Annotated in this window: 20 protein-coding genes; 12 read left to right on the top strand and 8 right to left on the bottom strand. The window is 63.9% G+C overall.

Going from position 1 to position 22,174, the window contains the following annotated elements; genetic code table 11:
• The first annotated feature begins 2 nt into the window (after nucleotides 1–2).
• Genes FJ946_RS04885 through FJ946_RS04870 form a run of 4 tightly spaced genes read left to right on the top strand, consistent with a single transcriptional unit; the run spans nucleotide 3 to nucleotide 4,437 of the window.
• Nucleotides 3–791, top strand: coding sequence for an enoyl-CoA hydratase/isomerase family protein (locus FJ946_RS04885; RefSeq protein ID WP_140564400.1), 789 nt, complete (start codon nucleotides 3–5; stop codon nucleotides 789–791).
• The gene (locus FJ946_RS04880) at nucleotides 788–1,804 is read left to right on the top strand and encodes a hypothetical protein (RefSeq protein WP_140564399.1); all 1,017 of its coding nucleotides are present in this window, start codon (nucleotides 788–790) and stop codon (nucleotides 1,802–1,804) included. Before FJ946_RS04885 ends, FJ946_RS04880 begins: the two co-directional genes overlap by 4 nt.
• Entirely contained in the window at nucleotides 1,801–3,588 is a 1,788-nt protein-coding gene (locus FJ946_RS04875) for a CoA-transferase (protein WP_140564398.1), read from the top strand. Before FJ946_RS04880 ends, FJ946_RS04875 begins: the two co-directional genes overlap by 4 nt.
• Before the next feature lie 6 nt (nucleotides 3,589–3,594).
• On the top strand, nucleotides 3,595–4,437 hold the full coding sequence (locus tag FJ946_RS04870) for an SMP-30/gluconolactonase/LRE family protein (RefSeq protein WP_140497508.1): 843 nt from the start codon (nucleotides 3,595–3,597) through the stop codon (nucleotides 4,435–4,437).
• 14 nt (nucleotides 4,438–4,451) lie between these two features.
• Here the strand turns inward: FJ946_RS04870 and FJ946_RS04865 are convergent, their stop codons facing one another.
• From FJ946_RS04865 to FJ946_RS04845, 5 genes are all read right to left on the bottom strand, one after another.
• The gene (locus tag FJ946_RS04865; RefSeq protein WP_140515241.1) at nucleotides 4,452–5,372 is read right to left on the bottom strand and encodes an ABC transporter permease; all 921 of its coding nucleotides are present in this window, start codon (nucleotides 5,370–5,372) and stop codon (nucleotides 4,452–4,454) included.
• Between the two features lie 31 nt (nucleotides 5,373–5,403).
• Nucleotides 5,404–6,498: an ABC transporter permease gene (locus tag FJ946_RS04860; RefSeq protein WP_140561639.1), complete on the bottom strand. Its 1,095-nt coding sequence runs from the start codon at nucleotides 6,496–6,498 to the stop codon at nucleotides 5,404–5,406.
• The gene (locus FJ946_RS04855) at nucleotides 6,482–8,029 is read right to left on the bottom strand and encodes an ABC transporter ATP-binding protein (protein WP_140564397.1); all 1,548 of its coding nucleotides are present in this window, start codon (nucleotides 8,027–8,029) and stop codon (nucleotides 6,482–6,484) included. Before FJ946_RS04855 ends, FJ946_RS04860 begins: the two co-directional genes overlap by 17 nt.
• 98 nt (nucleotides 8,030–8,127) lie before the next feature.
• Nucleotides 8,128–9,222: a BMP family ABC transporter substrate-binding protein gene (locus FJ946_RS04850; protein WP_140564396.1), complete on the bottom strand. Its 1,095-nt coding sequence runs from the start codon at nucleotides 9,220–9,222 to the stop codon at nucleotides 8,128–8,130.
• Nucleotides 9,219–10,052, bottom strand: coding sequence for a GntR family transcriptional regulator (locus FJ946_RS04845; protein ID WP_140497518.1), 834 nt, complete (start codon nucleotides 10,050–10,052; stop codon nucleotides 9,219–9,221). Before FJ946_RS04845 ends, FJ946_RS04850 begins: the two co-directional genes overlap by 4 nt.
• A gap of 249 nt (nucleotides 10,053–10,301) precedes the next feature.
• On the opposite strand from FJ946_RS04845, the gene FJ946_RS04840 reads away from it, so the two are divergent.
• The 7 genes from FJ946_RS04840 (at nucleotide 10,302) to FJ946_RS04805 (ending at nucleotide 18,096) form a co-directional block, all read left to right on the top strand.
• Nucleotides 10,302–11,159, top strand: a complete 858-nt coding sequence (locus FJ946_RS04840) for an aromatic ring-hydroxylating dioxygenase subunit alpha (protein ID WP_140564395.1) — start codon at nucleotides 10,302–10,304, stop codon at nucleotides 11,157–11,159.
• A 31-nt stretch (nucleotides 11,160–11,190) separates the two neighbouring features.
• A complete protein-coding gene (locus FJ946_RS04835; RefSeq protein ID WP_140525103.1) occupies nucleotides 11,191–12,081 on the top strand; it encodes an aromatic ring-hydroxylating dioxygenase subunit alpha in 891 nt (296 codons plus the stop codon).
• Nucleotides 12,082–12,102: 21 nt separating this feature from the next.
• Nucleotides 12,103–13,869 (top strand): Rieske 2Fe-2S domain-containing protein, encoded by a 1,767-nt coding sequence (locus tag FJ946_RS04830; protein ID WP_140564394.1) that lies wholly within the window; start codon nucleotides 12,103–12,105, stop codon nucleotides 13,867–13,869.
• A 9-nt stretch (nucleotides 13,870–13,878) separates the two neighbouring features.
• Nucleotides 13,879–14,526, top strand: a complete 648-nt coding sequence (locus FJ946_RS04825; RefSeq protein WP_140564393.1) for a glutathione S-transferase — start codon at nucleotides 13,879–13,881, stop codon at nucleotides 14,524–14,526.
• 57 nt (nucleotides 14,527–14,583) lie between these two features.
• Complete coding sequence (locus tag FJ946_RS04820; RefSeq protein WP_140497529.1) at nucleotides 14,584–15,711, top strand: S-(hydroxymethyl)glutathione dehydrogenase/class III alcohol dehydrogenase; 1,128 nt, start codon at nucleotides 14,584–14,586, stop codon at nucleotides 15,709–15,711.
• 274 nt (nucleotides 15,712–15,985) lie between these two features.
• Nucleotides 15,986–16,819, top strand: a complete 834-nt coding sequence (gene fghA, locus FJ946_RS04815; protein ID WP_140562365.1) for an S-formylglutathione hydrolase — start codon at nucleotides 15,986–15,988, stop codon at nucleotides 16,817–16,819.
• Nucleotides 16,820–17,025: 206 nt separating this feature from the next.
• Complete coding sequence (locus FJ946_RS04805) at nucleotides 17,026–18,096, top strand: tartrate dehydrogenase (protein ID WP_140562364.1); 1,071 nt, start codon at nucleotides 17,026–17,028, stop codon at nucleotides 18,094–18,096.
• Between the two features lie 41 nt (nucleotides 18,097–18,137).
• Here the strand turns inward: FJ946_RS04805 and FJ946_RS04800 are convergent, their stop codons facing one another.
• Nucleotides 18,138–19,073 carry a LysR family transcriptional regulator gene (locus FJ946_RS04800; protein WP_140514460.1) on the bottom strand — a complete coding sequence of 312 codons (936 nt, stop codon included), beginning with the start codon at nucleotides 19,071–19,073 and terminating at the stop codon, nucleotides 18,138–18,140.
• A 77-nt stretch (nucleotides 19,074–19,150) separates the two neighbouring features.
• Between FJ946_RS04800 and FJ946_RS04795 the strand changes: the two genes are divergently transcribed.
• On the top strand, nucleotides 19,151–19,678 hold the full coding sequence (locus FJ946_RS04795; protein WP_140555631.1) for a hypothetical protein: 528 nt from the start codon (nucleotides 19,151–19,153) through the stop codon (nucleotides 19,676–19,678).
• A gap of 64 nt (nucleotides 19,679–19,742) precedes the next feature.
• Here the strand turns inward: FJ946_RS04795 and FJ946_RS04790 are convergent, their stop codons facing one another.
• Together FJ946_RS04790 and FJ946_RS04785 are read right to left on the bottom strand one after the other, a co-directional pair.
• Complete coding sequence (locus tag FJ946_RS04790) at nucleotides 19,743–20,489, bottom strand: SDR family NAD(P)-dependent oxidoreductase (RefSeq protein ID WP_140497539.1); 747 nt, start codon at nucleotides 20,487–20,489, stop codon at nucleotides 19,743–19,745.
• A 59-nt stretch (nucleotides 20,490–20,548) separates the two neighbouring features.
• Nucleotides 20,549–22,060, bottom strand: coding sequence for an altronate dehydratase family protein (locus FJ946_RS04785; RefSeq protein ID WP_140564392.1), 1,512 nt, complete (start codon nucleotides 22,058–22,060; stop codon nucleotides 20,549–20,551).
• Nucleotides 22,061–22,174 lie beyond the last annotated feature (114 nt).

Here is a 22,174-nt window from a genome sequence, read left to right as displayed (position 1 = left end):
CGATGCGCGCCTACCAGACACTCACGGTCGAAACCGCGGGCCGCGTCGCGATCGTCACCTTCCGCCGCGCCGATCAGCTCAACGCCATGAACCGGCTGATGCAAGGCGAGATCACTGAAACCTTCGAGTCGCTATCCGGCGATGCAAGCATCGGGGCGATCGTGGTGACAGGGGAAGGGCGCGGCTTCATGGCCGGCGCCGACATCAAGGAATACGCCGCCCAGACCGGACCGGAATTCGACATTTTCCAAGCTGCCGGCATGCGCATGTACGCGGCCATCGAGAACAACCGCAAACCGGTGATCGCGGCGGTCAACGGCTTCGCGCTGGGCGGCGGCATGGAGCTGGTGCTGTGCTGCGACCTCGTCATCGCCAACCAATTCGCCAAGCTCGGCCTGCCGGAAATCAAGCTCGGGCTGATCCCCGGCGGCGGCGGCACGCAACGCAGCGTGGCCAAGCTCGGCCGCAACCGCGCCAATTTCCTGCTGATGACCGGCGCCATCGTCCCGGCCTCGGAATTCGTCGCTGCCGGTCTGGTCAACGAGATCGTCGAGGTCGACCGGCTGATGCCGCGCGCGCTGGAACTGGCCGAAATGATCGCCGCCGAGCCTGCTGCCGCAATCGAGGGACTGAAGGCGCTGACGGCGCATGCCGTGTCCGGTGATCTGGACGATGGGCTCACCATGGAGCGCGACATATTGGGTGAGCTCTATCGCAGCGAGATCAGCCAGCAGCGCGTCAAGGAGTTCGCCGAGCGGAGCACGACAAAGGCAAAGAAGGGCGGGCCGTGAACGCGGGCGACGATTATCGCGGATTGGGCTGGGCGCATGGCGCGCTGACTGTCCAGCGGCTTGGCGCGATGCTGGCGCCGGTTACGTTCATTCTGGAGGACGGTCGGCAGGTTTCGCCGATGCACATTGCGCCGTGGTCGAACGAGCCGCAGGCGCAAGCGCTGCCAGGCATCCTGCGCAAGTTGCGCGGCGAATGGCCCTGCGTGCCCTTCGGCTATTCGGTGCCGGCCGATGGATGGCCCGAGGACTGGGCTCGGGTGATGGGCTCGCCGGAGGAGGGCGAGGAAGCCCATGGCCATAGCTCCAACCATGACTGGCAATGGCGCGACAACGACGGCGGATCATTGTCGCTGGAGCTTGCCTATCCTCAGGGGAGCCCGGTCGAGCGCGTTGAACGGACGGTGACGCCCGATCCGTCGGCGCCGGCCGTCGACATTGAACTCAAGATCGTTGTCCGCCGTGCCTGCCGCTTGCCAATCGGCCTGCACCCGGTTTTCCGGTTGCCGTTCGAGACGGGCGCGGCCACGCTGGAACTCGGTCGCTTCGATCGAGGCCTTACCTATCCGCATGATGTCGAACCCGGCGCTGAGCTGTTTGCCCGGAACACCTCGTTCAGCGACTTGGCCAGCGTGCCCGCGCGGGCCGGCGGGGTGGCCGACGCCTCTCGCCTGCCATTGGCGGTGGACACGGAGGAATTGCTGCAGATCGAGGGCGTCGACGGCGCGGTCGCGCTGGCCAACCACGCGGACGGCTACAGGACAAAGCTCACTTGGCAGAAAGAGCATTTCCCAAGCCTTCTGCTCTGGTACTCCAATCGCGGGCGCAAGGCGCACCCCTGGAACGGGCGTCATGTCGCCATCGGCATCGAGCCGATCTGCTCACCCTTCGGCCTCGGACCGGCGACCGCGCTGGCCGACAATCCCATCGCCCAATCCGGCATTGCGACGGCGTTGGAATTCTCACCCGAAAGGCCGTTCGTGACCCGCTATCGCATCGAGGCTTCCCCACTGTGACGAACTGTGCCGCAACGTCCCTGGTAAAGCCGAACAGGCCGCGCTTCACCGATGTCGAGGGACTGGCCGCGATGGTTGGCCATGGTGACTCGCTTGGCGTGGGCGGCCACCATTTCGCACGCCTGCCGATCGCATTGCTGCGCGCGATCGCGCTGTCCGGCATCAGGGACTTGCACTACGTCTGCTGGGCCGGCGGGTTGCCTCTCGAAATGCTGCTCGAAGCGGATGCTGTGGCGCGTATCGACCTCTGCTTTTCCAGCCTCGACATTTTTGGCTTGCCGCCCCGGTTTCGGGCCGCTGCCGAGAGCGGCGCCATACCGGTTCGCGACTGGACGGCACTGGCCATGATCCAGGCGCTGCGGGCGGCGCAGCAGAACCTGCCGTCCATGCCGTTCCAACTCCCGGATGGATCCGACATGCTGGCGCGTGTGCCGGGCGCGAGCGCAAGGCCCGATCCGATTTCCGGAACCGCTGTCGGATTCATCCCCCCGCTGCGGCTTGACGCCTTCATCGTCCATGCGCAGCGCGCCGATGAGAGCGGCAATGTGCAGATCCTGGGGCCGCGCGCATTGGATTTCGCCATGGTGGGTGCCACGCGCAAGGTCCTGGTCACCGTCGAGGAAATCGTGCCCGTCGGAGCGCTGCGGCAGGACGGTCGCCAGAGCACCCTCACCCGCAATCAGGTCTCGGCGATAGCGCTGGCGCCGGGCGGCGCCTATCCGGCTTCGTGCCTCCCCTTCTATGTCACCGACTATCAGGCGTTGTCCGAAGCATTCGCTCTAAGGGAAGCGCCTTTGGCGCACAGTCTGCGCCTGCCGCGCGAGGGCGTGCCGAAGCCGCTGCAAAAGGCTGCGGAGGTTCATGCTGAAACAGTCCTCGCCATGCCCGCGGTCGTGCACGGCGAGGAGAAAGTGTCCGTCGACGAGATCATTGCCGCCCGCATTGCGGCCGAACTCGACAATGAGAGCTTTGCCAGCGCCGGCGCCGTGTCGCCGCTCGCCAATGTCGCCTACCGGTTGGCCAAGGCGACGCACGCGCCCGACATGATCATCGCGACAATGAGTTGCGGCGACCTCGACATCGCGCCCAGCCCGATGGTGCTTTCGCTGATCGAAAGTCTGGATTGCGAGACGGCGGTGGTGCATGCCGGCGGCGACGACACCTACTCGACCTACTACCAGGCCGGTGCAGTGACGCACGAGATCGTCGGCGCGGCGCAAGTCGATCGGCACGGCCGTGTAAACACCATCGCCCTTCGCAAACCGAGCGGCGGCCTGATCCGGTTGCCGGGGCAAGGCGGCATGGCCGATGTCGCCAACATGCACCGCGATTACCTGCTCTACATCCCCCGCCACTCGATCCAGTCGCTGGTGAATGAGGTCGAAATCGTCAGCTCGGCTCGCGGGCTGCTGACGGCGGCCGAACGCGAGCCGATGGGCTATCGCACCGGCAGGGCGCTGGTCTTCACCGATCTCTGCGTCTTCCGGCTCGACGAGACTTCGAGGGAATTGATCGTCATCGAAACCATGCCGGGCGTCACGCAGCAGCAGATCCGTGACGCCACCGGATTTGCGGTGTCGTTCGACGCCTGTTGCCGCGAGGTCTCGCTGCCTTCCGACAGCACGCTCGCCATCTTGCGAAACCGGATCGACCCGCTCGGTCTGCGCCGTCTGGAGTTCGTCAGCGCCAAGGAGCGCGGCGCGCTGATCGCCGAGATTCTTGAAGCCGACCGCGCGATGGTCGAACGCTGCATCGCCGCGCAGACGGCGCTTGTCGAAAGCTGAGATCCCATGGCCAAGCCGTTGCTCGACATGTCAGCCGCGCGCGTTTTCTTCGACGGCATCTTCACCAGCCCGCGCGTCGCGCATCCGGAGGGCGTGGCCGTTCACCGCGATGGCTCGATCTGGTGTGGCACCGAAACCGGCGACCTGCTGCGGCTGGCCGCCGATGGCGGCTCGGTCGGGCGCATGGGCGGCACCGACGGTTTTCTGCTCGGCATCGCTTTCGACAGCGCGGGAAACTGCTTTGCCTGCGACCTCAGGCATGCCGCGATTTTCCGCTGGGATGCCGCGACAGCGCGCATGGAGCGCTTCGCGTCGGCCGGCATTCGCGTGCCGAACTACCCCATCGTCGACGAGGCGAGGGGTTGGCTCTTCGTTTCGGACAGCGTTGGCCAGGACAATCGCTCGGGCATCTTCCGCTACGATCTCAAGACGGGCGAGGGCGGCCTGTGGTGCCGGGAGGCGATGTCGTTCGCCAACGGCATGGCGATGGCGCCGGACGGCAACGGCCTCTATGTCGTGGAAAGCGACGCACCCTGCATCAGCTATGTGCCGATCCTTGCTGACGGATCGGCGGGGGCTCGTGAGATCGTCGTCGAAGGCGTGCACAATGTTCCGGACGGAGTGGCCTTTGCGCCTGACGGCTCATTGTTCATCTCATGTTATGAGCCCAGCCGTATTTATCGCTGGCAAAAGGACAAAGGTCTCGAAGTGCTGATCGAGGATCCCGCCGCAACCACGCTGGCGCACCCCACCAACATCGCCTTCAAGGGCGACAAGCTCTATACCGCCAATCTGGGTCGCTGGCATATTACCGAGATCGACTTGAGCCTTCTCCAGCAAGGGAAGTAGCATTTCGCAGAAGGTCAACTCGTCGGGCGAAAGGGTTTTGCCAGCGAGGCCGGGAAGTGCAGGGCCAGCATCTGGCGGTTTCGTGAGATCAGCACCAGAACGATGATGGTGGCGAGATAAGGCAGGGCCGAGAGCAGTTCGGATGGCACGTCCAGCCCCAGCGCCTGACCTTGCAACTGAAGGATCGTCATCCCGCCGAACAGCCACGCGCCAAGCAGGATGCGCAGCGGCCGCCAGGTGGCGAAGACCACCAGCGCAAGCGCGATCCAACCCTTGCCGGCGGTCATGTTCTCGACCCAGAGCGGCGTGTAGGCGACCGACAAATAGGCGCCTGCCAGGCCTGCCATCAGCCCGCCGAACAGCACGGCCATGTAGCGGATCCTGATCACGGGATAGCCGATCGCATGCGACGTCTGCGGCGACTCGCCGATCGTGCGCAGCACCAGGCCAGCTTTCGTGCGGTAGAGAAACCAACTGATGGCGACGAACATCAGCAGGGCCAGATAGACCATCGGATCGAAGCGGAACAGTAGCGGACCGATCAGCGGCAGATCGGACAGAACGGGGATGTCGAGGCGGCGCAGTGCCTCGATCGGCTCGCTGCCGAAGCCGCGCCCGAGGAAGGCGGAGACGCCCGAACCGAAGATCGCCAGCGCCAGGCCGGCTGCATATTGGTTGGTCAGGAACGTCAGCGCCAGAACGCCGAACAGCAGCGAGGCGGCCGCACCCGCCAACGCGCCGGCCAGGATCGCCACAGGCATCGGATAGCCCGCGGTGACGGCCCAGAATGCCAATGCGGCGCCCATCAGCATCATGCCTTCGATTCCGAGATTGAGGACACCCGACTTCTCCACCACGAGCTCGCCGAGCGCGGCGAATATCAGCGGTGTGGCGGCAATGACGGTGCCGGTGAAGATGGCGATGAACAGATCCATCAGGCTGTCTCCCGCACGATCCGAAATCCGCTCATCGTGCCGTCTCCAGCGCATGCGTGTCCCGGACGGGTCGCACCAGTCGAACGCGATAGAAGATGAAGAAGTCGGCGGCGAGCAGGAAGAACAGCAGGATGCCCTGGAAGATCCGCGTCAGGGCCGAAGGCAGGCCGAGCGTCATCTGCACACCTTCGCCGCCGAGGAAAAGCAGCGACATCAACAGCCCGCCAAGCACGATGCCGAAGGCGTTCAGCCGTCCGACGAAGGCAACGATGATGGCCGCGAAGCCGTAGCCTGGCGAAATCTGAGGCGAGAGCTGCCCGAGCGGCCCGGCGGCTTCCGCCATGCCGGCGATGCCGGCCGCGGCACCTCCCGCCAGCAGTCCGATCCAGACCGCAGCCGATTCGCGAAAGCCGGCATAGCGGGCGGCAAGCGGTGCAGCCCCGCTCACCGACATCTTGTAGCCGAGGAAGCTGCGGTCGGTGAACAGCCACATCAGGAGCACGGCGACGACCGTGATGAAGATCGACGGGTTGAGGCGATAGGCGGGGTCAAAGGATTCGAACAGGGCCGCCGTCGGCAGAAGTGCCGTCTGCGGATAGTTGAAGCCGGCCGGATCGCGCCACGGTCCGTGCACGAGATAGGACAGGAACAGCGTCGCGATATAGGTCATCATCAGCGTGACCAGGATCTCGTTGGTGTTCATGCGGGCGCGCAGAAAGGCGGGGATTGCCGCCCAGGCCATGCCGGCGCCCATGCCGGCGATGAACATCAGCGGCAACAGCAGCACGCTTTCGGGGTTCGGCCAGAAAAGCCCCACGCCGCTGGCCGCGATTGCCCCCATGGTGAACTGGCCCTCGGCGCCGATATTCCAGACATTGGCGCGGAAGCCGACCGCCAGCCCGCAAGCAATGAGGATCAGCGGCGAGGCCTTGAGCAGCCATTCGGACAGGCCGTTCATGGAAGAGAGCGGCTCGATGAAGAAGGCATGGAGGGTCGCCAGCGGATCATGTCCGAGGGAGGCGAAGAAAATCGATCCGACGACGACGGTCAACAGGGTCGCCAGTGCCGGCGCGGCAACGCGCATCAGCGAGGAGGGCTCCGGCCTTTGTTCAATCCTGAAGCGCATTGTTGCCACCCCCATTTGCCAATGCGCCGTCGCTCATGCCGCGGCCCGTCATCAGAAGTCCGATCTCCTCGCGATCGGTCGTCTTGCGCGCCAGCGGTGGGGAAACCTTCCCTTGGCAAATGACCAGCAGCCGGTCGCAGATCTCGAACAACTCGTCGAGTTCCTCGGAGACGACGAGCACCGCCGCGCCGGCGCGGCTGAGATCGACGATGGTCTGCCGGATGAAGGCGCTCGCGCCGACGTCAACCCCCCAGGTCGGCTGAGACACCAGGAGGAGCTTCGGCTGGAGCGCGATCTCACGCCCGACGATGAATTTCTGCAGATTGCCGCCGGACAGGCTTTGCGCGGTCGCCTGCGGCCCGTTGGCCTTGACCTTGAACCTATCGATTATGCCGGCGGCGAACGCCTTGGCCCGGCGCCGGTCGACCAGCCCGTTGCGCACCGTGCCGAAGCGGTGCGCGGTCAGCACCGCATTCTCCCACAGCGTGTGCGAGGGCACGGCGCCGCGCCCGAGCCGCTCTTCGGGAACGAAGGCGACGCCGAGCTTGCGGCGCTCGTGCGGGCGAAGGCGGGCTGCGCCGGTTCCGCAAATCCGGATGGCGTCGCTGCGCTCATGCGTGCGCTCGCCGCTGAGCAAGGCGATCAGCTCGGCCTGGCCATTGCCGGAAACCCCGGCCAGGCCGACAATCTCGCCGCCATGCACCTTGAAAGAAATGTCCTTCAGGTCGACGCCGAAATGATCCCGGGACTTCACCGTAAGTCTGTTGACCTCGAGCACCGGTCTGTCGCTTGGCGTCGGCGGGCCGACATGCATTTCAGGCAGCTTCGAACCCACCATCATGCGGGCAAGCTCCAGCGACGTCGTCTCCTTCGGACGCGCGGTACCGGTGACCTTGCCGTTGCGCAGCACGGTGGCGGTGTCGCAGAGCTCCTGGACCTCGTCGAGCTTGTGGCTGATATAGACGATGCCGCAGCCCTCGGCGGCAAGTTGGCGGAGCGTCTCGAACAGCTTCACCACCGCCTGCGGCGTCAGTACCGAGGTCGGCTCGTCGAGGATCAGCAGTTTCGGCGCCTGCAGCAGGCAGCGCACGATCTCGACGCGCTGGCGCTCGCCGACCGACAGGTCGTGCACCTGGCGATGCGGGTCGATGGGCATGCCGTAGCGGCGCGACAGATCGCGGATCTTGTCGGCGAGCGAAGGCAGGTCGTATGCGCTGCTGGCCGAGAGCGCTATGTTCTCGACCACCGAAACGGATTCGAACAGCGCGAAATGCTGATAGACCATTTCGATGCCGAGTGCGCGCGACATCGCCGGGGTGTGCGTGGCGATCGGATTGCCGTCGCAAAAGATCTCGCCGGAATCGGCTTGCGTCGCCCCGTAGATGATTTTCATCAGGGTGGATTTGCCGGCGCCGTTTTCGCCCAGCACGGCATGGATCTCGCCGGGTTGAATCGACAGCGACACATCGTCATTGGCGACGACGCCGGGATAGCGCTTGCAGATGTTGCGCAGTTCTAGTCGCGGATGCATGGCGGGTCCTGCCGTGGCGTGAAGCGAGGTTGGACGGGAACCAGGCAAGGAGACGCCGAAGGTATGGACTTGGGCGTCTCCCGGCACTTTTACGGTGATCAGCTCAGCCTGCCGATCATCCCCTTCACGAACCAGTTCATGCCGCGAATGTCGTCATCGGCCAGAACCGAACCGGCGGCAACCTTGACGTTGCCGTCCTGATCCTTCAGTTCCCCGGCGTAGGGATGAAGCTTGCCGCTGCCGATGTCGGCCTCGAGCTGCTTGAGCTTGGCGCGCGCATCGGCGGGGATACCCTCATTGTAGGGGGCCATGTTCACCACCCCGGCCGCCAATCCGTCCCAGCGGACTTCCGGCTTCCAGGTACCGGCGGCCACGGCCTTGGCTGCGCCGACATAGTCGCTGGTCCAATCGAGAACGAAAGAGGTCAGCTGCTTGCCCGAGGCGAATTTCGACATGTCGCTGGCATAGCCGATCGACCAGGCGCCACCTTCGCCGGCGACCTGTACGCCGGTCGCGGTGTCCGTCATCGAGCAGACCACGTCGCAGCCTTGAGAGATCAGCGTCTTGGCCGCCTCCTTCTCCTTGCCCGGGTCGAACCAGGAATTCAGGAAGATGGTGTTGCAGGTCGCGTTTGGATTGACGCTCTGCGCGCCAAGCAGCAGCGCATTTGCCGGACCGACGATGTCGGGGATCGGAAAGCCGCCGATGAAACCGATCTTGCCCGATTTGGACATGTAGCCGCCCGCCGCGCCGGCGACGAAGGTGCCTTCGTAATATTTCGCTTCGAAGGTTCCCAGATTGGCTAGGTGGACGATGCCTGAGCAGTGTTCGAACGCCACCTTGGGAAAGCGCGGCGCCACCTTCTGCATCGGCGTTCCATGCGAAAAGCTTGTGCCGAAGATCAGCCTGTTGCCGGCGCTGGCCAGTTCGCGGAAGACACGCTCGGCGTCCTGCGGCATGAAGATGTTGTCGATGACGGTGAGCTCGACCTTGTCGCCGAATTCGGCCTTGATGGCCTCGACGCCGAGGCTGTGCTGCTTGGTCCAGCCGATCTCGGCGACCGGCGAGACGTAGACGGCACCGATCTTCAGCACCTCCTGCGCCTGTGCGATGGTGCTCAGCGCTCCCGCGCCAAGAGCCGCGCCGGCCGCGCCGCTGTGTTTCAGGAATTCACGTCTCGTCAGTTTCTTCATGATGGTAGCCCTCTGTTGGTCTTTTTTGTTGATGCCCGGCTTGTCGGTGCCCGGTCTGTTCTGGGGATATGGAGGTGGAGATGCGTTGCCGCGTCGCCGCCGCCGGATGCATTCGACAATCTTCGCAGCGGTACAGTCGCGCCGTCGGCCTTGCCGTCGAGATAGGGCGCCAGCGCTTCGGCAGGCGTCATCTCTGGAAACACTGCGCGATCCATGATGTAGCCGCGCACCACCGCGCGGTGGTGGGTGTCGATCAGGTCCATGGCCGGTTTCAGCCGGCCCTTCTCCAGCAGGTCGACGACCCGCGAGTGGTCGTCCAGCAGATTGCAATAGTCGAAATCGGCTGAAATGAGGGAGCGCAGCAGCGTCGTGCGGCGCACCAGCTGCGCGTGGATTTCCTGCATGACCTTGTTGCGGCTGAGGCGTACGAACACGGTATGGAACTCTTGGCCCAGCACGTCGGCCAGCGCATCGTTGCCGGCGGCAACAGCTTGGCGCTGGCGCTCGACATGCTGGCGCAGTTCGGCCCAGCCGGCCGGCCCAAGGCGATCGCTGAGCTGTGCTGCGACGCCCTGTTCGACGAGCGTCAACGCGTCGTAGATCTCCATCGCCTCCTGCATGCTCGGCTTGGCGACGAAGGCACCGCGGTTGCGTTCGATCTGGGCCAGCCCGTCATCGGCGAGCCGGATCAGGGCCTGGCGCACCACGATGCGGCTCACGTTGAATATTTCGGAGAGTTCGCGTTCGCCGAGCTTGCAGCCGGGCACGAGGCGATGGTCGATGATGGCGCGGGTCAGCGTATCCGCGATGGTCTGGGAACGGCTGCTCAAGGCATGGTTCTCCGCCATTTCGACGACATGATCAGCGGGCTTTCGTGATGGCGACATGCCTCGTCAGGACATGACATATCCCAGGTTCAGCTTTCTCATATCGGAATTCAATCATCATAATCTGTCAACACAAAAAAGGATTTTGCACGACAAAAAAATGTTGATTGGTATCCAATCTTGTGGTTTCGTCTTCCCGAAACGTCGGGCTAGGTTCATGGTGAAGGGCTAGCCGAGTTGGGAGGGAAGCCGATGGCAACCCGTTGCGTTGACCGCGAGCTTTTGAACGATTGGCACATCGTCGCGGATCAGGAATCGCTAAGCCAGGATACGCGGTTTGCCACATGCCTGCTTGGGGTCGCTCTCTCCGTTCACAAGTGTTCAAACAAGATCGAAGTCGTTCGCAGCGATACGGGCGCCACGCTGAAAAGCGCCGAGCGTTATGGCTTCATCTGGACGTGTCTGGAAAAGCCCTGGCGCGACATCATCTATATCCCCGAGGCCAATGAGGCAGACCGGCATCTTGTCAGCGGCGGTTCGATCGCGGTCAAGGTGTCGGGCCTCCGCGCGGTCGAGAATTTTCTCGATATGGGGCATTTTCCCTTCATTCATACCGGCTGGCTCGGCGAGGAGCCGCATACCGAGGTCGCGCCCTACAAGGTTGAGATCACAGCGCAGGACGAAGTGCTGGCGACCGAGTGCAAATTCTATCAGCCGGTGGCTTCGCCGACCGCCAAGGAAGGCTTTGTCGTCGACTACATCTACAAGGTGATCCGGCCCTACACGGTGGCTCTCTACAAGAGCAACCCGATCCAGAAGGACCGGCTCGACGTCATTACCCTGTTCGTGCAGCCGGTGGACGAGGAAAACTGCATCGCGCATCCTTACCTCTGCTATCTTAAGGAAGGCATGGAGGCGGCAACGGTGCGCAGCTTCATGCAATTGATCTTCGCCCAGGACAAACCGATCCTGGAGAACCAGGTACCTAAGCGCCTGCCGCTCGATCCGCGTGCCGAGACCCCGATCCGTGCCGATGCCGTGTCGGTTTCCTACCGGCGCTGGTTGCGTGATCGGGCCGTCACCTATGGCGCGATACCGGCACAAGCCTGATGACGTTCGAGGGCATCCAGAGGATAAAACGATGACAAAATGCTCGGATCCCGTGATCCTCAATCTCTGGCATCCCGTAGGGGCGATCGCCGAGACCGTTCCCGGCGGTGTCCAGGACACCGTTCTGCTCGAGGAGCGCCTCAGTTTTGCGGTCGATATGGATGGTGAGCCCGTCGTCTGGCGCTCACGTCCCGATGTAGAAGGGGTGGATCGTGTTCCAGGCGCCGACAGGCTGCCGGCAAGAAGCGCCTACGGCTATGTCTGGACTTCGCTCGGCTCGCCACCGGCCGAGCTGTTCCCGATCCCGGAATATGAAGAGCCGGACCGCCGCAAGCTCAACGCGGCCACGTTTGGCGTCAACGTCTCGGCACCGCGCGCCATCGAGAACTTTCTCGACATGGGCCACTTTCCCTATGTGCATACCGACATACTCGGCGTCGAGCCGCATACCGAAGTCAAGGAATACGACGTCGAGATATCCGTCGACCGCGACGAGATCCTGGCCACGCGCTGCCGCTTCTTCCAGCCGATGGCTTCGACCGCTTCCGGTGGCGGCGCCGACGTGGACTATGTCTATCGCGTGCCGCACCCCTATTGCTCCGTGCTCTATAAATCGAGCCCGGTCGACGAGGCACGGCGCGACGTCATCGCCATCTTCCTGCAGCCGGTCGACCAGGAGCATGTGCGCGCCCACATGCTGCTTTGCGTGCTCGACGAAGACAATGAAGACAAGGTGATCAAGCGCTTCCAGCAGACGATCTTCGGCCAGGACAAGCCGATCCTGGAAAACCAAGTGCCCAAACGCCTGCCGCTCGATCCGCGCGCCGAAACGCCCATCCGGGCCGACAAGTCGGCCATCGCCTACCGGCGCTGGCTCAGCCAGAAGGGCGTGACCTACGGTGTCATTCCGGTTGCGGCCTGACGAGATTCTTGGAGACGATTGATGTTGGAAGAAGCCAGAAGCCAGTGGCATCCGATCGCCGCTTCCCATGATTTGCCGTACCGCCACGTTTTCCATGGTCAATTGCTCGGCCGGGAATTCGCCGTCTGGCGGGCCGATGACGGCTACATCAACATCTGGGAAAACCGCTGCCTGCATCGCGGCGTCAGGCTGTCGATAGGCATCAATGACGGGCGCGAGCTGAAGTGCCAATATCACGGCTGGCGTTATTCGAACCGCACCGCCGGCTGCACCTACATTCCCGCGCATCCTGCCGACGCGCCGGCCCGCACCATCACCAACCGCACCTTCCCCGGGGTCGAGCGCTACGGCTTGGTCTGGTCCTCCGAGGAGCCTCGCGGCGAGGTGCCGGATGTTGCCGCGCTGACCGAAGGCAAGCTGCTCGCCTTGCGCGGCATCGCGGTCAACGCGCCGGCCGACAAGGTCGTCGAAGGGCTGAAGGCCTATCGCTTTCAGCCCAACGCAGCGATCGAAGGCGAGGGCGCGGAAACCATCATCGAGGCCGCGCGGGATTTTGCCGTGGCGCTGCACTCGCACGATGGTGGTGCCGAGACGCGCGGCGTGTTCTTCGTGCAGCCGGTTGATTCAAACCGTTCGGTGATCCGTGGCGTGCTCGATCAGGAGGTCGAAGCAGCCGCCCGCATCGCCATCCTGCGCCACCACAATGAGCGGCTTTCCAAGCTGCGCGACGAGGTCGAGCGCGACGTCGCGAACGCACCGGCGCCCGCGCCGATCGAGCCGATCTACGAAAGGGTGTCGGCCGAACTCGCCGAAATGCCCGAGGTGACCGCGCATGGCCGCAAGGCGGCGCTGCGCGTCAGCGTGGCCAGGAAATGGCAGGCGGCCGACGGCGTTGCCGGTTTCGAGCTCCGCCCGATCAAGGGCATCCTGCCGACGTTCCAACCTGGGGCCCATATCGACGTCCATATGCCCAATGGCGAGATCAGGCAGTATTCGATCACCAACGGCCCTGGTGAAACCGACAGCTTCATCATCGGCGTCAAGCTGGAGCGGGATTCGAAGGGCGGCTCCAAATGCATGCATGAGACAGTCCGCGAGGGCGACGTGCTGGCGATCTCCGAGCCGCGCAACAATTTCCCGCTGCGCCGTGACGCGATCAAGACGCTGTTCGTCGCCGGCGGCATCGGCATCACGCCGCTGCTCGCAATGGCGCAGGCGCTGAAGAACCAGGAGCTGGCGCACGAGCTGCACTATTTTGCGCAAGGGGAGGAACACCTCGCTTTCGCCGATCGGCTGAAGCATCTCGGCGATGCGCTGAAGCCGCATCTCGGGCTGTCGCCGGACGCGACCGGCGCCGAGCTTCGGGGGATTCTCGCCGGTTACCGGAACGGCATGCATCTCTACATCTGCGGTCCCGGACCGATGCTGGAAGCCGCGCGCAAGATCGCCGCCGAGCAGGGCTGGCCGGATACCGCCATCCATTTCGAATATTTCAAGAACACCAACAAGATCGACGACAGTTCGAGCTTCGAAGTAGCGCTGGCGCGCTCCTGCGTCACGCTGCAGGTGCCGGCCGGCAAGACGATCATGCAGGTGATGCGCGAAAATGGCATCGATGTTCCGTCGTCGTGCGAGCAGGGCGCATGCGGCACCTGCGTCGCCACCGTGATCGAGGGCGAGCCGGACCATCAGGACGTCTACCTCAACGATGCCGAACGCAAAGCCGGAACCAGGATCATGACCTGCGTCTCGCGCGCCAAATCGGCACGCCTCGTGCTCGACATTTAGGAACTCCCGATGATCACGCTTTACGATTACGAACTGTCGGGCAATTGCTACAAGCTGCGGCTGCTGATGAGTTTTCTCGGCATCGACTACAAGACAGTGCCGGTCGACTTCTACCCCGGCCGCGAACACAAGTCGGAATGGTTCCTGAAGCTCAATCCGCTTGGCCAGCTGCCGGTCATCGAGGATGAAGGGCTGATCTTGCGCGACGCCCAGGCGATCCTGGTCTACCTGGCGTCGAAATACGATCCGTCGAGCACATGGTATCCCCGGAACAGACCGGCCCTGCTCGGCGAGATCAGCCAGTGGCTGGCCTTCGCCGACGGCATCACTTCGACGGCGTCGGCCGCCCGCCTGCACGACGCGCTGTTCTACGATTTCGACATCGATGCCGCACGCGCCGGCGCGCACCGGCTGTTCCGTATCCTCGACGAGCATCTGTGGTTCGGCGAGCAGCAGGGCCGCGGCTGGATCTGCTCGGCCGATCATCCGACCATCGCCGATATTGCCTGCTTTCCCTACATCATGCTGTCGGAGGAGGGCGGCATTACGCGCCAGGACTATCCCGCCATCCGGCGTTGGTGCGATCGTGTCAAACGCATCAAAGGCTTTACCGTGATGTCGGGCGTGTTCCCGGCGGGGCCGGCCAAGGCCGCATGATTTCTATCGCAACGCCGGGCGATCGATCGTCCCGGCAAGCAAGTTTGGGAGAAGGAAATGAAAACCCGCGCCGCTGTTGCCGTTGCTGCCGGAAAGCCGCTTGAGATCATGGAGGTCGACCTCGACGGCCCGCGCGAGGGCGAGGTGCTGGTCGAGATCAAGGCGACCGGCATCTGCCACACCGACGAGTTCACGCTGTCGGGCGCCGATCCCGAGGGCCTGTTCCCGGCCATCCTCGGCCATGAGGGCGCCGGCGTGGTGGTCGATGTCGGCAAGGGCGTCACCTCGGTCAAAAAGGGCGACCATGTGATCCCGCTCTATACGCCCGAATGCCGGCAGTGCCCGTCGTGTTTGTCGCGCAAGACCAATCTGTGCACCGCCATCCGCGCCACGCAGGGCCAGGGCCTGATGCCTGACGGCACCTCGCGCTTCTCGATCGGGGGCGAAAAATTGTTTCACTATATGGGCTGCTCGACCTTCTCCAATTTCACCGTGCTGCCGGAGATCGCCGTTGCCAAAGTCAATCCCGACGCGCCCTTCGACAAGATCTGCTACATCGGCTGCGGGGTGACCACCGGCGTGGGCGCGGTCATCAACACCGCCAAGGTCGAGCAAGGCGCGACCGCGGTGGTCTTCGGCCTCGGCGGCATCGGGCTGAACGTCATCCAGGGCCTAAAACTTGCCGGCGCCGACATGATCATCGGCGTCGATCTCAACAACGACAGACGAGCCTGGGGCGAGCGCTTCGGCATGACGCATTTCGTCAATCCGAAGGAGATCGACGGCGACATCGTTCCCCATCTCGTCAACATGACCAAGCGCGGCGCCGACCAGATCGGCGGCGCCGACTACACGTTCGACTGCACCGGCAACACCAAGGTGATGCGCCAGGCGCTGGAGGCTTCGCATCGCGGCTGGGGCAAGTCGGTGGTCATCGGTGTGGCGGGCGCCGGCCAGGAGATCTCGACGCGGCCGTTCCAGCTGGTCACCGGGCGGACCTGGATGGGCACCGCCTTCGGCGGCGCGCGCGGCCGCACCGACGTGCCCAGGATCGTCGACTGGTACATGGACGGCAAGATCGAGATCGACCCGATGATCACCCACACGCTGAAGCTCGAGGACATCAACAAGGGATTCGACCTCATGCATGAGGGCAAGTCGATCAGGAGTGTCGTGGTTTACTGAGGGCGGCCCACACGCCGCGGGCCCGAGGACATCCCCGCTTGGACCGACAGGAGCCCTGTCGGCTTGAGAAGGCGGGCCACAGAAATGCCCGGACTTTTCGCTACCTCCAGCCTCCCGGCCAGGTCGGCGTGTTCCCAAAGTCCGGCGTCGACCGGCGGCGTGACCAAGGTGCACCTCGGTTACGCCGCCGGTGCTGTTTGCAGGGCTGAAGGTTGCGGGTGCGGCGGCCGGCAGCTATGTCGGACGGAAAGGTCATGACGAAAAGGCAGAGTTGATGAAAGTCGTTTCCACGTCCAAGTCGCATGGCGGCGTCCAGGGTGTTTATTCGCACGCTTCAGAGGTCTGCGCCTGCGACATGACCTTTGCCGTCTTCGTGCCGCCGCAGGTCAACGATGGGCCGGTGCCGGTGCTGTGGTATCTTTCGGGTCTCACCTGCACCCATGCCAATGTCATGGACAAGGGCGAGTACCGGCGCCTGGCGGCCGAGCTTGGCCTCATCGTGGTCTGCCCCGACACCAGCCCGCGCGGTGCCGATGTGCCGGACGAGAAGGATAATTGGCAGTTCGGCTGCGGCGCCGGTTTCTATGTCGATGCGACGCAGCAGCCTTACGCCAGGAACTACCGTATGTATTCCTACGTCCTCGACGAGCTGCCGGGATTAATCGCCGCGAACTTCCCTGCCGACACGGCGCGCCAGGGCATATCGGGTCATTCGATGGGCGGACACGGCGCGTTGACGATCGCGCTGAAGAACCCCGACCGCTTCAGGAGTTGCTCGGCCTTCGCGCCGATCGTTCAGCCGACGACCGCTGGCTGGTCGCGGCCTGCGCTCGAGAAATATCTCGGCGCCGACGACAGGGACTGGCGCGCCTATGACGCCACGCTGCTTATCGAGGACGGCCGCCGTTTTGGCGAGTTCCTGGTTGATCAGGGCACGGCCGATGGGTTCCTTGACGAAGGCCTCCGTCCGTGGCTGCTGGATGAAGCCTGCAAGAAGGCCGGCATCGACCTCACCTTGCGCATGCAGGAAGGCTACGATCATTCCTACAACTTCATCTCGACCTTCATGGACGATCACCTGAAGTGGCACGCCGCGCGGCTAGGCTGAAGAACCGCCGGGCATTATCAGCGGTAGGACCTGTGCATCGGCGAAGGCGACATAGCCATGGCGCAGGCGGCGCACGGGTCCGCGCCCGATATCGCCGGCAAGGGTATCGTCAATCCCTACGATGATCGAATCCACCCGCATGCTGCTGCAATGGCTTGGCCACAACCGCGGCGCCATCGTCGCTGCCATCGAGAAGGAAACTGAAAATGTCCTCGCATAGGATCGCTGTCATCGGTGGTGACGGTATCGGGCCGGAGGTCGTCGAGGCCGGCGTGAAGGTTCTGGAAGCCCTGACCGCTGTCGAGCCGGGTTTGGCCTTCGACTTCAAGCGCTTCGACTGGGGCTCCGATTATTACCGCCGCAACGGCCGCATGATGCCGCCGGACGGTCTCGGGCAACTGGAGGGTTTCGATGCGATCTATTTCGGCTCGGTCGGCGATCCGGACCTTCCCGACGACATCACCCTCTGGGGCCTGCGCCTGGCCATCTGCCAGGGATTCGACCAATACGCCAACGTGCGGCCGACGCGCCTCTTGCCCGGGCTGACCGGCCCGTTGCGGCCCGATCTCGGCAAGCAGATTGACTGGGTGATCGTGCGCGAAAACAGCGAAGGCGAATATGCCGGCGTCGGTGGTCGCGCCCATCGCGGACTGCCTATCGAGGTCGGCATGGATGTCGCCGTCTTTACCCGCGCCGGGATAGAACGCATCGCACGTTTCGCCTGCGAGCTTGCGCTGTCGCGCCCCCGCAAGCTTCTGACGGTTGTCACCAAGTCGAATGCGCAGCGTCATGGCATGGTGCTGTGGGACGAAGTCGTGCGCGGCCTGCTTCGCGACTACCCCGGTCTCACCGTCGACTGGATGCTGGTGGACGCCATGACCCAGCGCATGGTCAACAAGCCCGGCAGCATCGACACGGTTTTGGCGACCAATTTGCATGCCGACATCCTCTCCGACCTGGCCGCCGCGCTGGGCGGATCGCTCGGCATAGGCTCGACGTCGAACATCGATCCCTCGCGCAGCCGGCCGTCCATGTTCGAACCCATCCATGGTTCGGCCTTCGACATCACCGGCAAGGGCGTCGCCAATCCGCTCGGATCGTTCTGGACGGCGAGCCTGATGCTTGAGCATCTCGGCGAGCAGGCCGCCGCGCGGCGCCTCATGGTTGCGATCGAGCTTGTCACGGACCGGGCGGAATATCTCAGCCCCGATCTCGGCGGCACCGCGAGCACCGCCGAGGTTACCGCCGCGGTGATCGCGGCCCTTCTCGCCAATTAGCGCGGCACGAGCAGGCAAGCACGTCACCGAGGGCGGTGGCCTCAGGGAGTTCGCGCGCCTTCGGCGTCCGTCCCCCGATATTTCACATGCTCTATGAACGCGCGCAGCTTGGGCAAGACCTGGCGTCTGTCGGGATAATACAGAAAAACGCCCGGCGTCGTGACGGCGAAGGGCGTGAGCAACGCTTGCAACCGGCCATCGGCAATCGGGGCTTCGGTGAGAGGGCCTGGCACCTGTGCAAGTCCGACACCTTGGATCGCCGCGCCAAGCAGTGTCGGGTAATCATGCGCGACCAGCGGCCCGGAGACGATTGCCTCGACGGTCTTGTTGCCGTCGATGAAGGGCCAGGGCGCGATCGATCCGTTGGAGCGGCGCATGCGCAGGCAGGCATGGCCGCGCAGATCGTCGAGGCGCTCCGGCCGTTTCTGCCGGCGCAGATAGCCAGGGCTGCCGACGACCACGAGCGGGAACGGCGGCGTCAGCCGAACCGCGACCATGTCGGCGGCGATGAACTGGCCGAGCCGGATGCCGGCGTCGAACCCCTCGGCCGCCAGGTCGACCAGCTCACCGCTTGCGGCGATCTCCACCTCTACTTCGTGATAGGCCTGGCAAAAGGATGCCACCAGCGGCTCCAGCAGGATCGGCACCACGGCGCGCGGCACAGAGAGGCGCAACAGCCCGGTCGGCCGCTGCCCAAGTTCACGTGCGACTTCGCTTGCGGCGACCAGTTCCTCGAAAGCGGGCTTTGCGCGCGAAAGGAACCGTTCGCCGGCTTCGGTCAGGCCGACGCTGCGCGTCGTGCGCATGAAGAGCGCCGCACCGACGCGCACCTCGAGCGCGCGCACCGCCTGGCTGATCGCCGATGGCGTGACGCCGAGCTCCGCGGCCGCTTTTCGGAAGCTGCGGTGTTGCGCGACGCCGAGGAACGCCTCCACGCCGTCGAGCGCACCTTTCCGGATTGTGAAGTTCTGCTTCATGCCCCGTCAACATTATCGCGAATAGTCGACCGCTGGAAGCGGGCGTAAATTGCGCCTTACATCTCTTGGGAGGCCATATGTCGCCTGCAACCATTTTCCTGTTACATCTCGCTCTAGGCTACGTGCCTTGGCTGCTCTGCGTCGGCGTGTATGTCTTGCCCCGGCTCAGATCCGTCAACCTGGTCGAGGCGCAACGTGCCATCGCCACGCTGCACAGCTTCCGCTTCTTCGGGCTTGTCTTCATCGTTCCAGGCGTCGTCGGGCGCGATTTGCCGGCTGATTTCGCCACCTTCGCCGCCTATGGCGACTTCGCAACCGGAGTGTTGGCCATGCTGGCGCTTTTGACGACGAGGATACGTCCGCTGTTCCGGTTGTCCGTCGTCGCGTTCAATCTCGTGGGGACGATCGATATCGCCGTCGACTACTATCACGGCAGCCAAGCCGGTCTTCCTGAGCTGGCGGGGCAGTTGGGCGCTGCATACGCGATCCCCGTAATCTATGTCCCACTGCTGATGATCACGCACGTCGTCGCGTTCTACCTGATGGTGCGCCCCCAGATCCAGGCAGCTCGAGTCTTCGCAGGCGACGCGGCCGCATCTCCGTGAGGCAGCAAGTGCCGGTGTACCGGCGCGCCGCGGCGCAGACGCTTCGCGGCGCGCCGGTATTCGACTAATAGGTCGTGCGCCCGCCCGACAGGTCGAAGGTCGAGGCGGTGGTGAAGCTGTTTTCCTTTGAGACGAGCCAGGCGACCATGGCGGCGGCCTCGTCGACCTCCAGCAGACGGCCGCGTGGAATGCGCGAGCGCATGTATTCGATGTGCTCGGGCGTGAGCTGTTCGAGGATTCGAGTCTGCGCGGTGGCCGGCGAGATGCAGTTGACCGCAATGTCATACTGCGCGAGCTCCTTGCCGAGCGACTTGGTCATGCCGATGACCGCCGCCTTCGAAGCGGAATAGGCGGCGGCGTTGGGATTGCCTTCCTTGCCAGCGACGGAAGCGATGTTGACGATCCGCCCGTAATTGCGCGCCTTCATCCCGGGCACCACGGCGCGGTTGACGTAGAAGGTGCCGTTGACGTTGATGTCGATGATCTTCTTCCACGTCTCTATGTCGTAGCTGTCGAGCGGGGCGGCGGGACCGGCAATGCCGGCAGAATTGACCAGGATGGAGATTTTGCCGGCGCTCTCCTCGGTTTTTGCCCGCGCGGCGTCCACCGTCTCCCAATCCGCAATGTCGACGACCAGGGTCGTGGCGGCCTTGCCAAGGTCGCGCTTGGCCGCTTCGAGGCGCGCCTCGTCGACGTCCCATAAGGTGACCGTCGCGCCGGAGGCGACGAAACGTTTAGCCATCGCGAAGCCGAGGCCTTGCGCGCCTCCGGTGACCACGGCGTGTTGGCCGTCAAGATCGATCCTGTTCATGCCGAGCGTTCTTTCTGGTTGAGTGAATTGAGGTTGCCCGTTGCGGGCGGGCGATGTCGCTACATGGTAGCGCCGAGGTTCCAGGGCACGAACTCATTGTCGCCGTAGCCCAGCGATTCCGATTTGGTACGCGCGCCCGATGCCACGCGCAGGATCTCTGCGAAGATCTCCTGGCCTTTGTCGTCCAGCGTGACGCCGTCGAGGATGTCCCCGCAATTGATGTCCATGTCCTCGCGCATCTGCTCGAAAATGAAGGAATTGGAGGCAAGCTTGATCGAGGGCGTCGGCTTGCAGCCGAAGGCCGAACCGCGCCCGGTGGTGAAGCACAATATGTTCGCGCCGCCGGCGACCTGGCCGGTTGCCGAAACCGGATCGTAGCCGGGCGTGTCCATGAAGACGAGGCCGCGTTCGTTGATCGGTTCGGCATATTCCAGCACCGCGCGCAGATTGGTCGTCCCGCCCTTGGCGGACGCGCCGAGCGACTTCTCCAGGATCGTCGTCAACCCGCCGAGCTTGTTGCCGGGAGACGGGTTGTTGTTCATCTCCATGTCGTGCTTGGCTGTGTAGTCCTCCCACCAGCGGATACGCTCGATCAGCTTCTCGCCGACCGCGCGGTTTTCCGCACGCATGGTGAGCAGATGTTCGGCGCCGTAGATCTCCGGCGTCTCGGACAGCACCGCCGTGCCGCCTTGCGCGACAAGCAGGTCCACGGCGGCGCCAAGCGCCGGATTGGCGCTGATGCCGGAATAGCCGTCCGACCCGCCGCATTGCAGCGCGAGCACCAGTTCGGAGGCCGGTTGTGGCGTCCTTTGCGCGGCGTTGACCATGGGCAGCATATCGACGATCGCCTTGACCCCTGCCTCGACCGTCTTGCGTGTGCCGCCAGTCTCCTGGATCGTCATCGTGCGGAAGGTCGTGCTCTCCTCGATATTGTAGGACTGCATCCAGCGCGGAATCTGGAACGCCTCGCAGCCGAGCCCAACCATCAGCACGCCGCCGACATTGGGGTTCGTGGCAAAACCCCACTGCGTGCGCTTCAAGAGGTCGTAAGCGGGGCCTTTGGTGTCAATGCCGCAGCCAGTGCCATGGACGAGCGAGATCACGCCGTCGACATTGGGATAGTCGCGCAGGATGCCGCAGCGGTTGACCTCTTCTACGATGAAGCGGGCGACGCTGGCCGAACAATTTACCGAGGTCAGGACAGCGATGAAGTTGCGCGTCCCGACCTTGCCGCTCGGCCTGCGGTAACCCATGAAGCTCGCGCGCTCGGCTTCAGGGACGACAGGCGTTTGCCTGGCGTTGGTGCCGAACAGATAGTCGCGTTCGAAATTGCGCAGATATACATTGTGCTCGTGAACCCAATCGCCGGCGGCGATCGGTCCGCGGGCGAATCCGATGGTCTGCCCATATTTCACGACCGGCTCGTCCGAAGCGATGTCGCGGATCGCCATCTTGTGGCCGCGCGGTATGCGCGCCTTCGCGGGCATGTCGCCTGCCTTGTCGCCGGTCATCAACGGATCGATCGCCAGAAGGATGTTGTCGGCATGCGAAAGCTGGATGAACCGCGCCATTACAAACTCTGAAAAAGCCCCCGTCGGCACAATGCCGCCGAATGGATCGGAATACTAATATAATAGATTGTCAACGGTCAAGCTGCGAACACGGCTCACCAAGCATCGGCAAGC

Origin of the sequence: Mesorhizobium sp. B2-4-7 (genome assembly GCF_006442685.1) — a bacterium.
In the GTDB taxonomy this organism is placed as follows: Bacteria; Pseudomonadota; Alphaproteobacteria; order Rhizobiales; family Rhizobiaceae; genus Mesorhizobium.
The sequence above is the reverse complement of the archived record's forward strand: the minus strand, read 5'-3'. Positions and strand labels throughout refer to the sequence as shown.

What these genes read in the sequence shown, in the direction of transcription:
- FJ946_RS04790 (WP_140497539.1), bottom strand. Translation starts at nt 20,489, where the DNA reads ATGAACAGGATCGATCTTGACGGCCAACACGCCGTGGTCACCGGAGGC.
- FJ946_RS04830 (WP_140564394.1), top strand. Translation starts at nt 12,103, where the DNA reads ATGTTGGAAGAAGCCAGAAGCCAGTGGCATCCGATCGCCGCTTCCCAT.
- FJ946_RS04850 (WP_140564396.1), bottom strand. Translation starts at nt 9,222, where the DNA reads ATGAAGAAACTGACGAGACGTGAATTCCTGAAACACAGCGGCGCGGCC.
- FJ946_RS04825 (WP_140564393.1), top strand. Translation starts at nt 13,879, where the DNA reads ATGATCACGCTTTACGATTACGAACTGTCGGGCAATTGCTACAAGCTG.
- FJ946_RS04865 (WP_140515241.1), bottom strand. Translation starts at nt 5,372, where the DNA reads ATGGATCTGTTCATCGCCATCTTCACCGGCACCGTCATTGCCGCCACA.
- FJ946_RS04870 (WP_140497508.1), top strand. Translation starts at nt 3,595, where the DNA reads ATGGCCAAGCCGTTGCTCGACATGTCAGCCGCGCGCGTTTTCTTCGAC.
- FJ946_RS04805 (WP_140562364.1), top strand. Translation starts at nt 17,026, where the DNA reads ATGTCCTCGCATAGGATCGCTGTCATCGGTGGTGACGGTATCGGGCCG.
- FJ946_RS04835 (WP_140525103.1), top strand. Translation starts at nt 11,191, where the DNA reads ATGACAAAATGCTCGGATCCCGTGATCCTCAATCTCTGGCATCCCGTA.
- FJ946_RS04800 (WP_140514460.1), bottom strand. Translation starts at nt 19,073, where the DNA reads ATGAAGCAGAACTTCACAATCCGGAAAGGTGCGCTCGACGGCGTGGAG.
- FJ946_RS04840 (WP_140564395.1), top strand. Translation starts at nt 10,302, where the DNA reads ATGGCAACCCGTTGCGTTGACCGCGAGCTTTTGAACGATTGGCACATC.
- FJ946_RS04795 (WP_140555631.1), top strand. Translation starts at nt 19,151, where the DNA reads ATGTCGCCTGCAACCATTTTCCTGTTACATCTCGCTCTAGGCTACGTG.
- FJ946_RS04860 (WP_140561639.1), bottom strand. Translation starts at nt 6,498, where the DNA reads ATGCGCTTCAGGATTGAACAAAGGCCGGAGCCCTCCTCGCTGATGCGC.
- FJ946_RS04820 (WP_140497529.1), top strand. Translation starts at nt 14,584, where the DNA reads ATGAAAACCCGCGCCGCTGTTGCCGTTGCTGCCGGAAAGCCGCTTGAG.
- FJ946_RS04855 (WP_140564397.1), bottom strand. Translation starts at nt 8,029, where the DNA reads ATGCATCCGCGACTAGAACTGCGCAACATCTGCAAGCGCTATCCCGGC.
- FJ946_RS04785 (WP_140564392.1), bottom strand. Translation starts at nt 22,060, where the DNA reads ATGGCGCGGTTCATCCAGCTTTCGCATGCCGACAACATCCTTCTGGCG.
- fghA (WP_140562365.1), top strand. Translation starts at nt 15,986, where the DNA reads ATGAAAGTCGTTTCCACGTCCAAGTCGCATGGCGGCGTCCAGGGTGTT.
- FJ946_RS04885 (WP_140564400.1), top strand. Translation starts at nt 3, where the DNA reads ATGCGCGCCTACCAGACACTCACGGTCGAAACCGCGGGCCGCGTCGCG.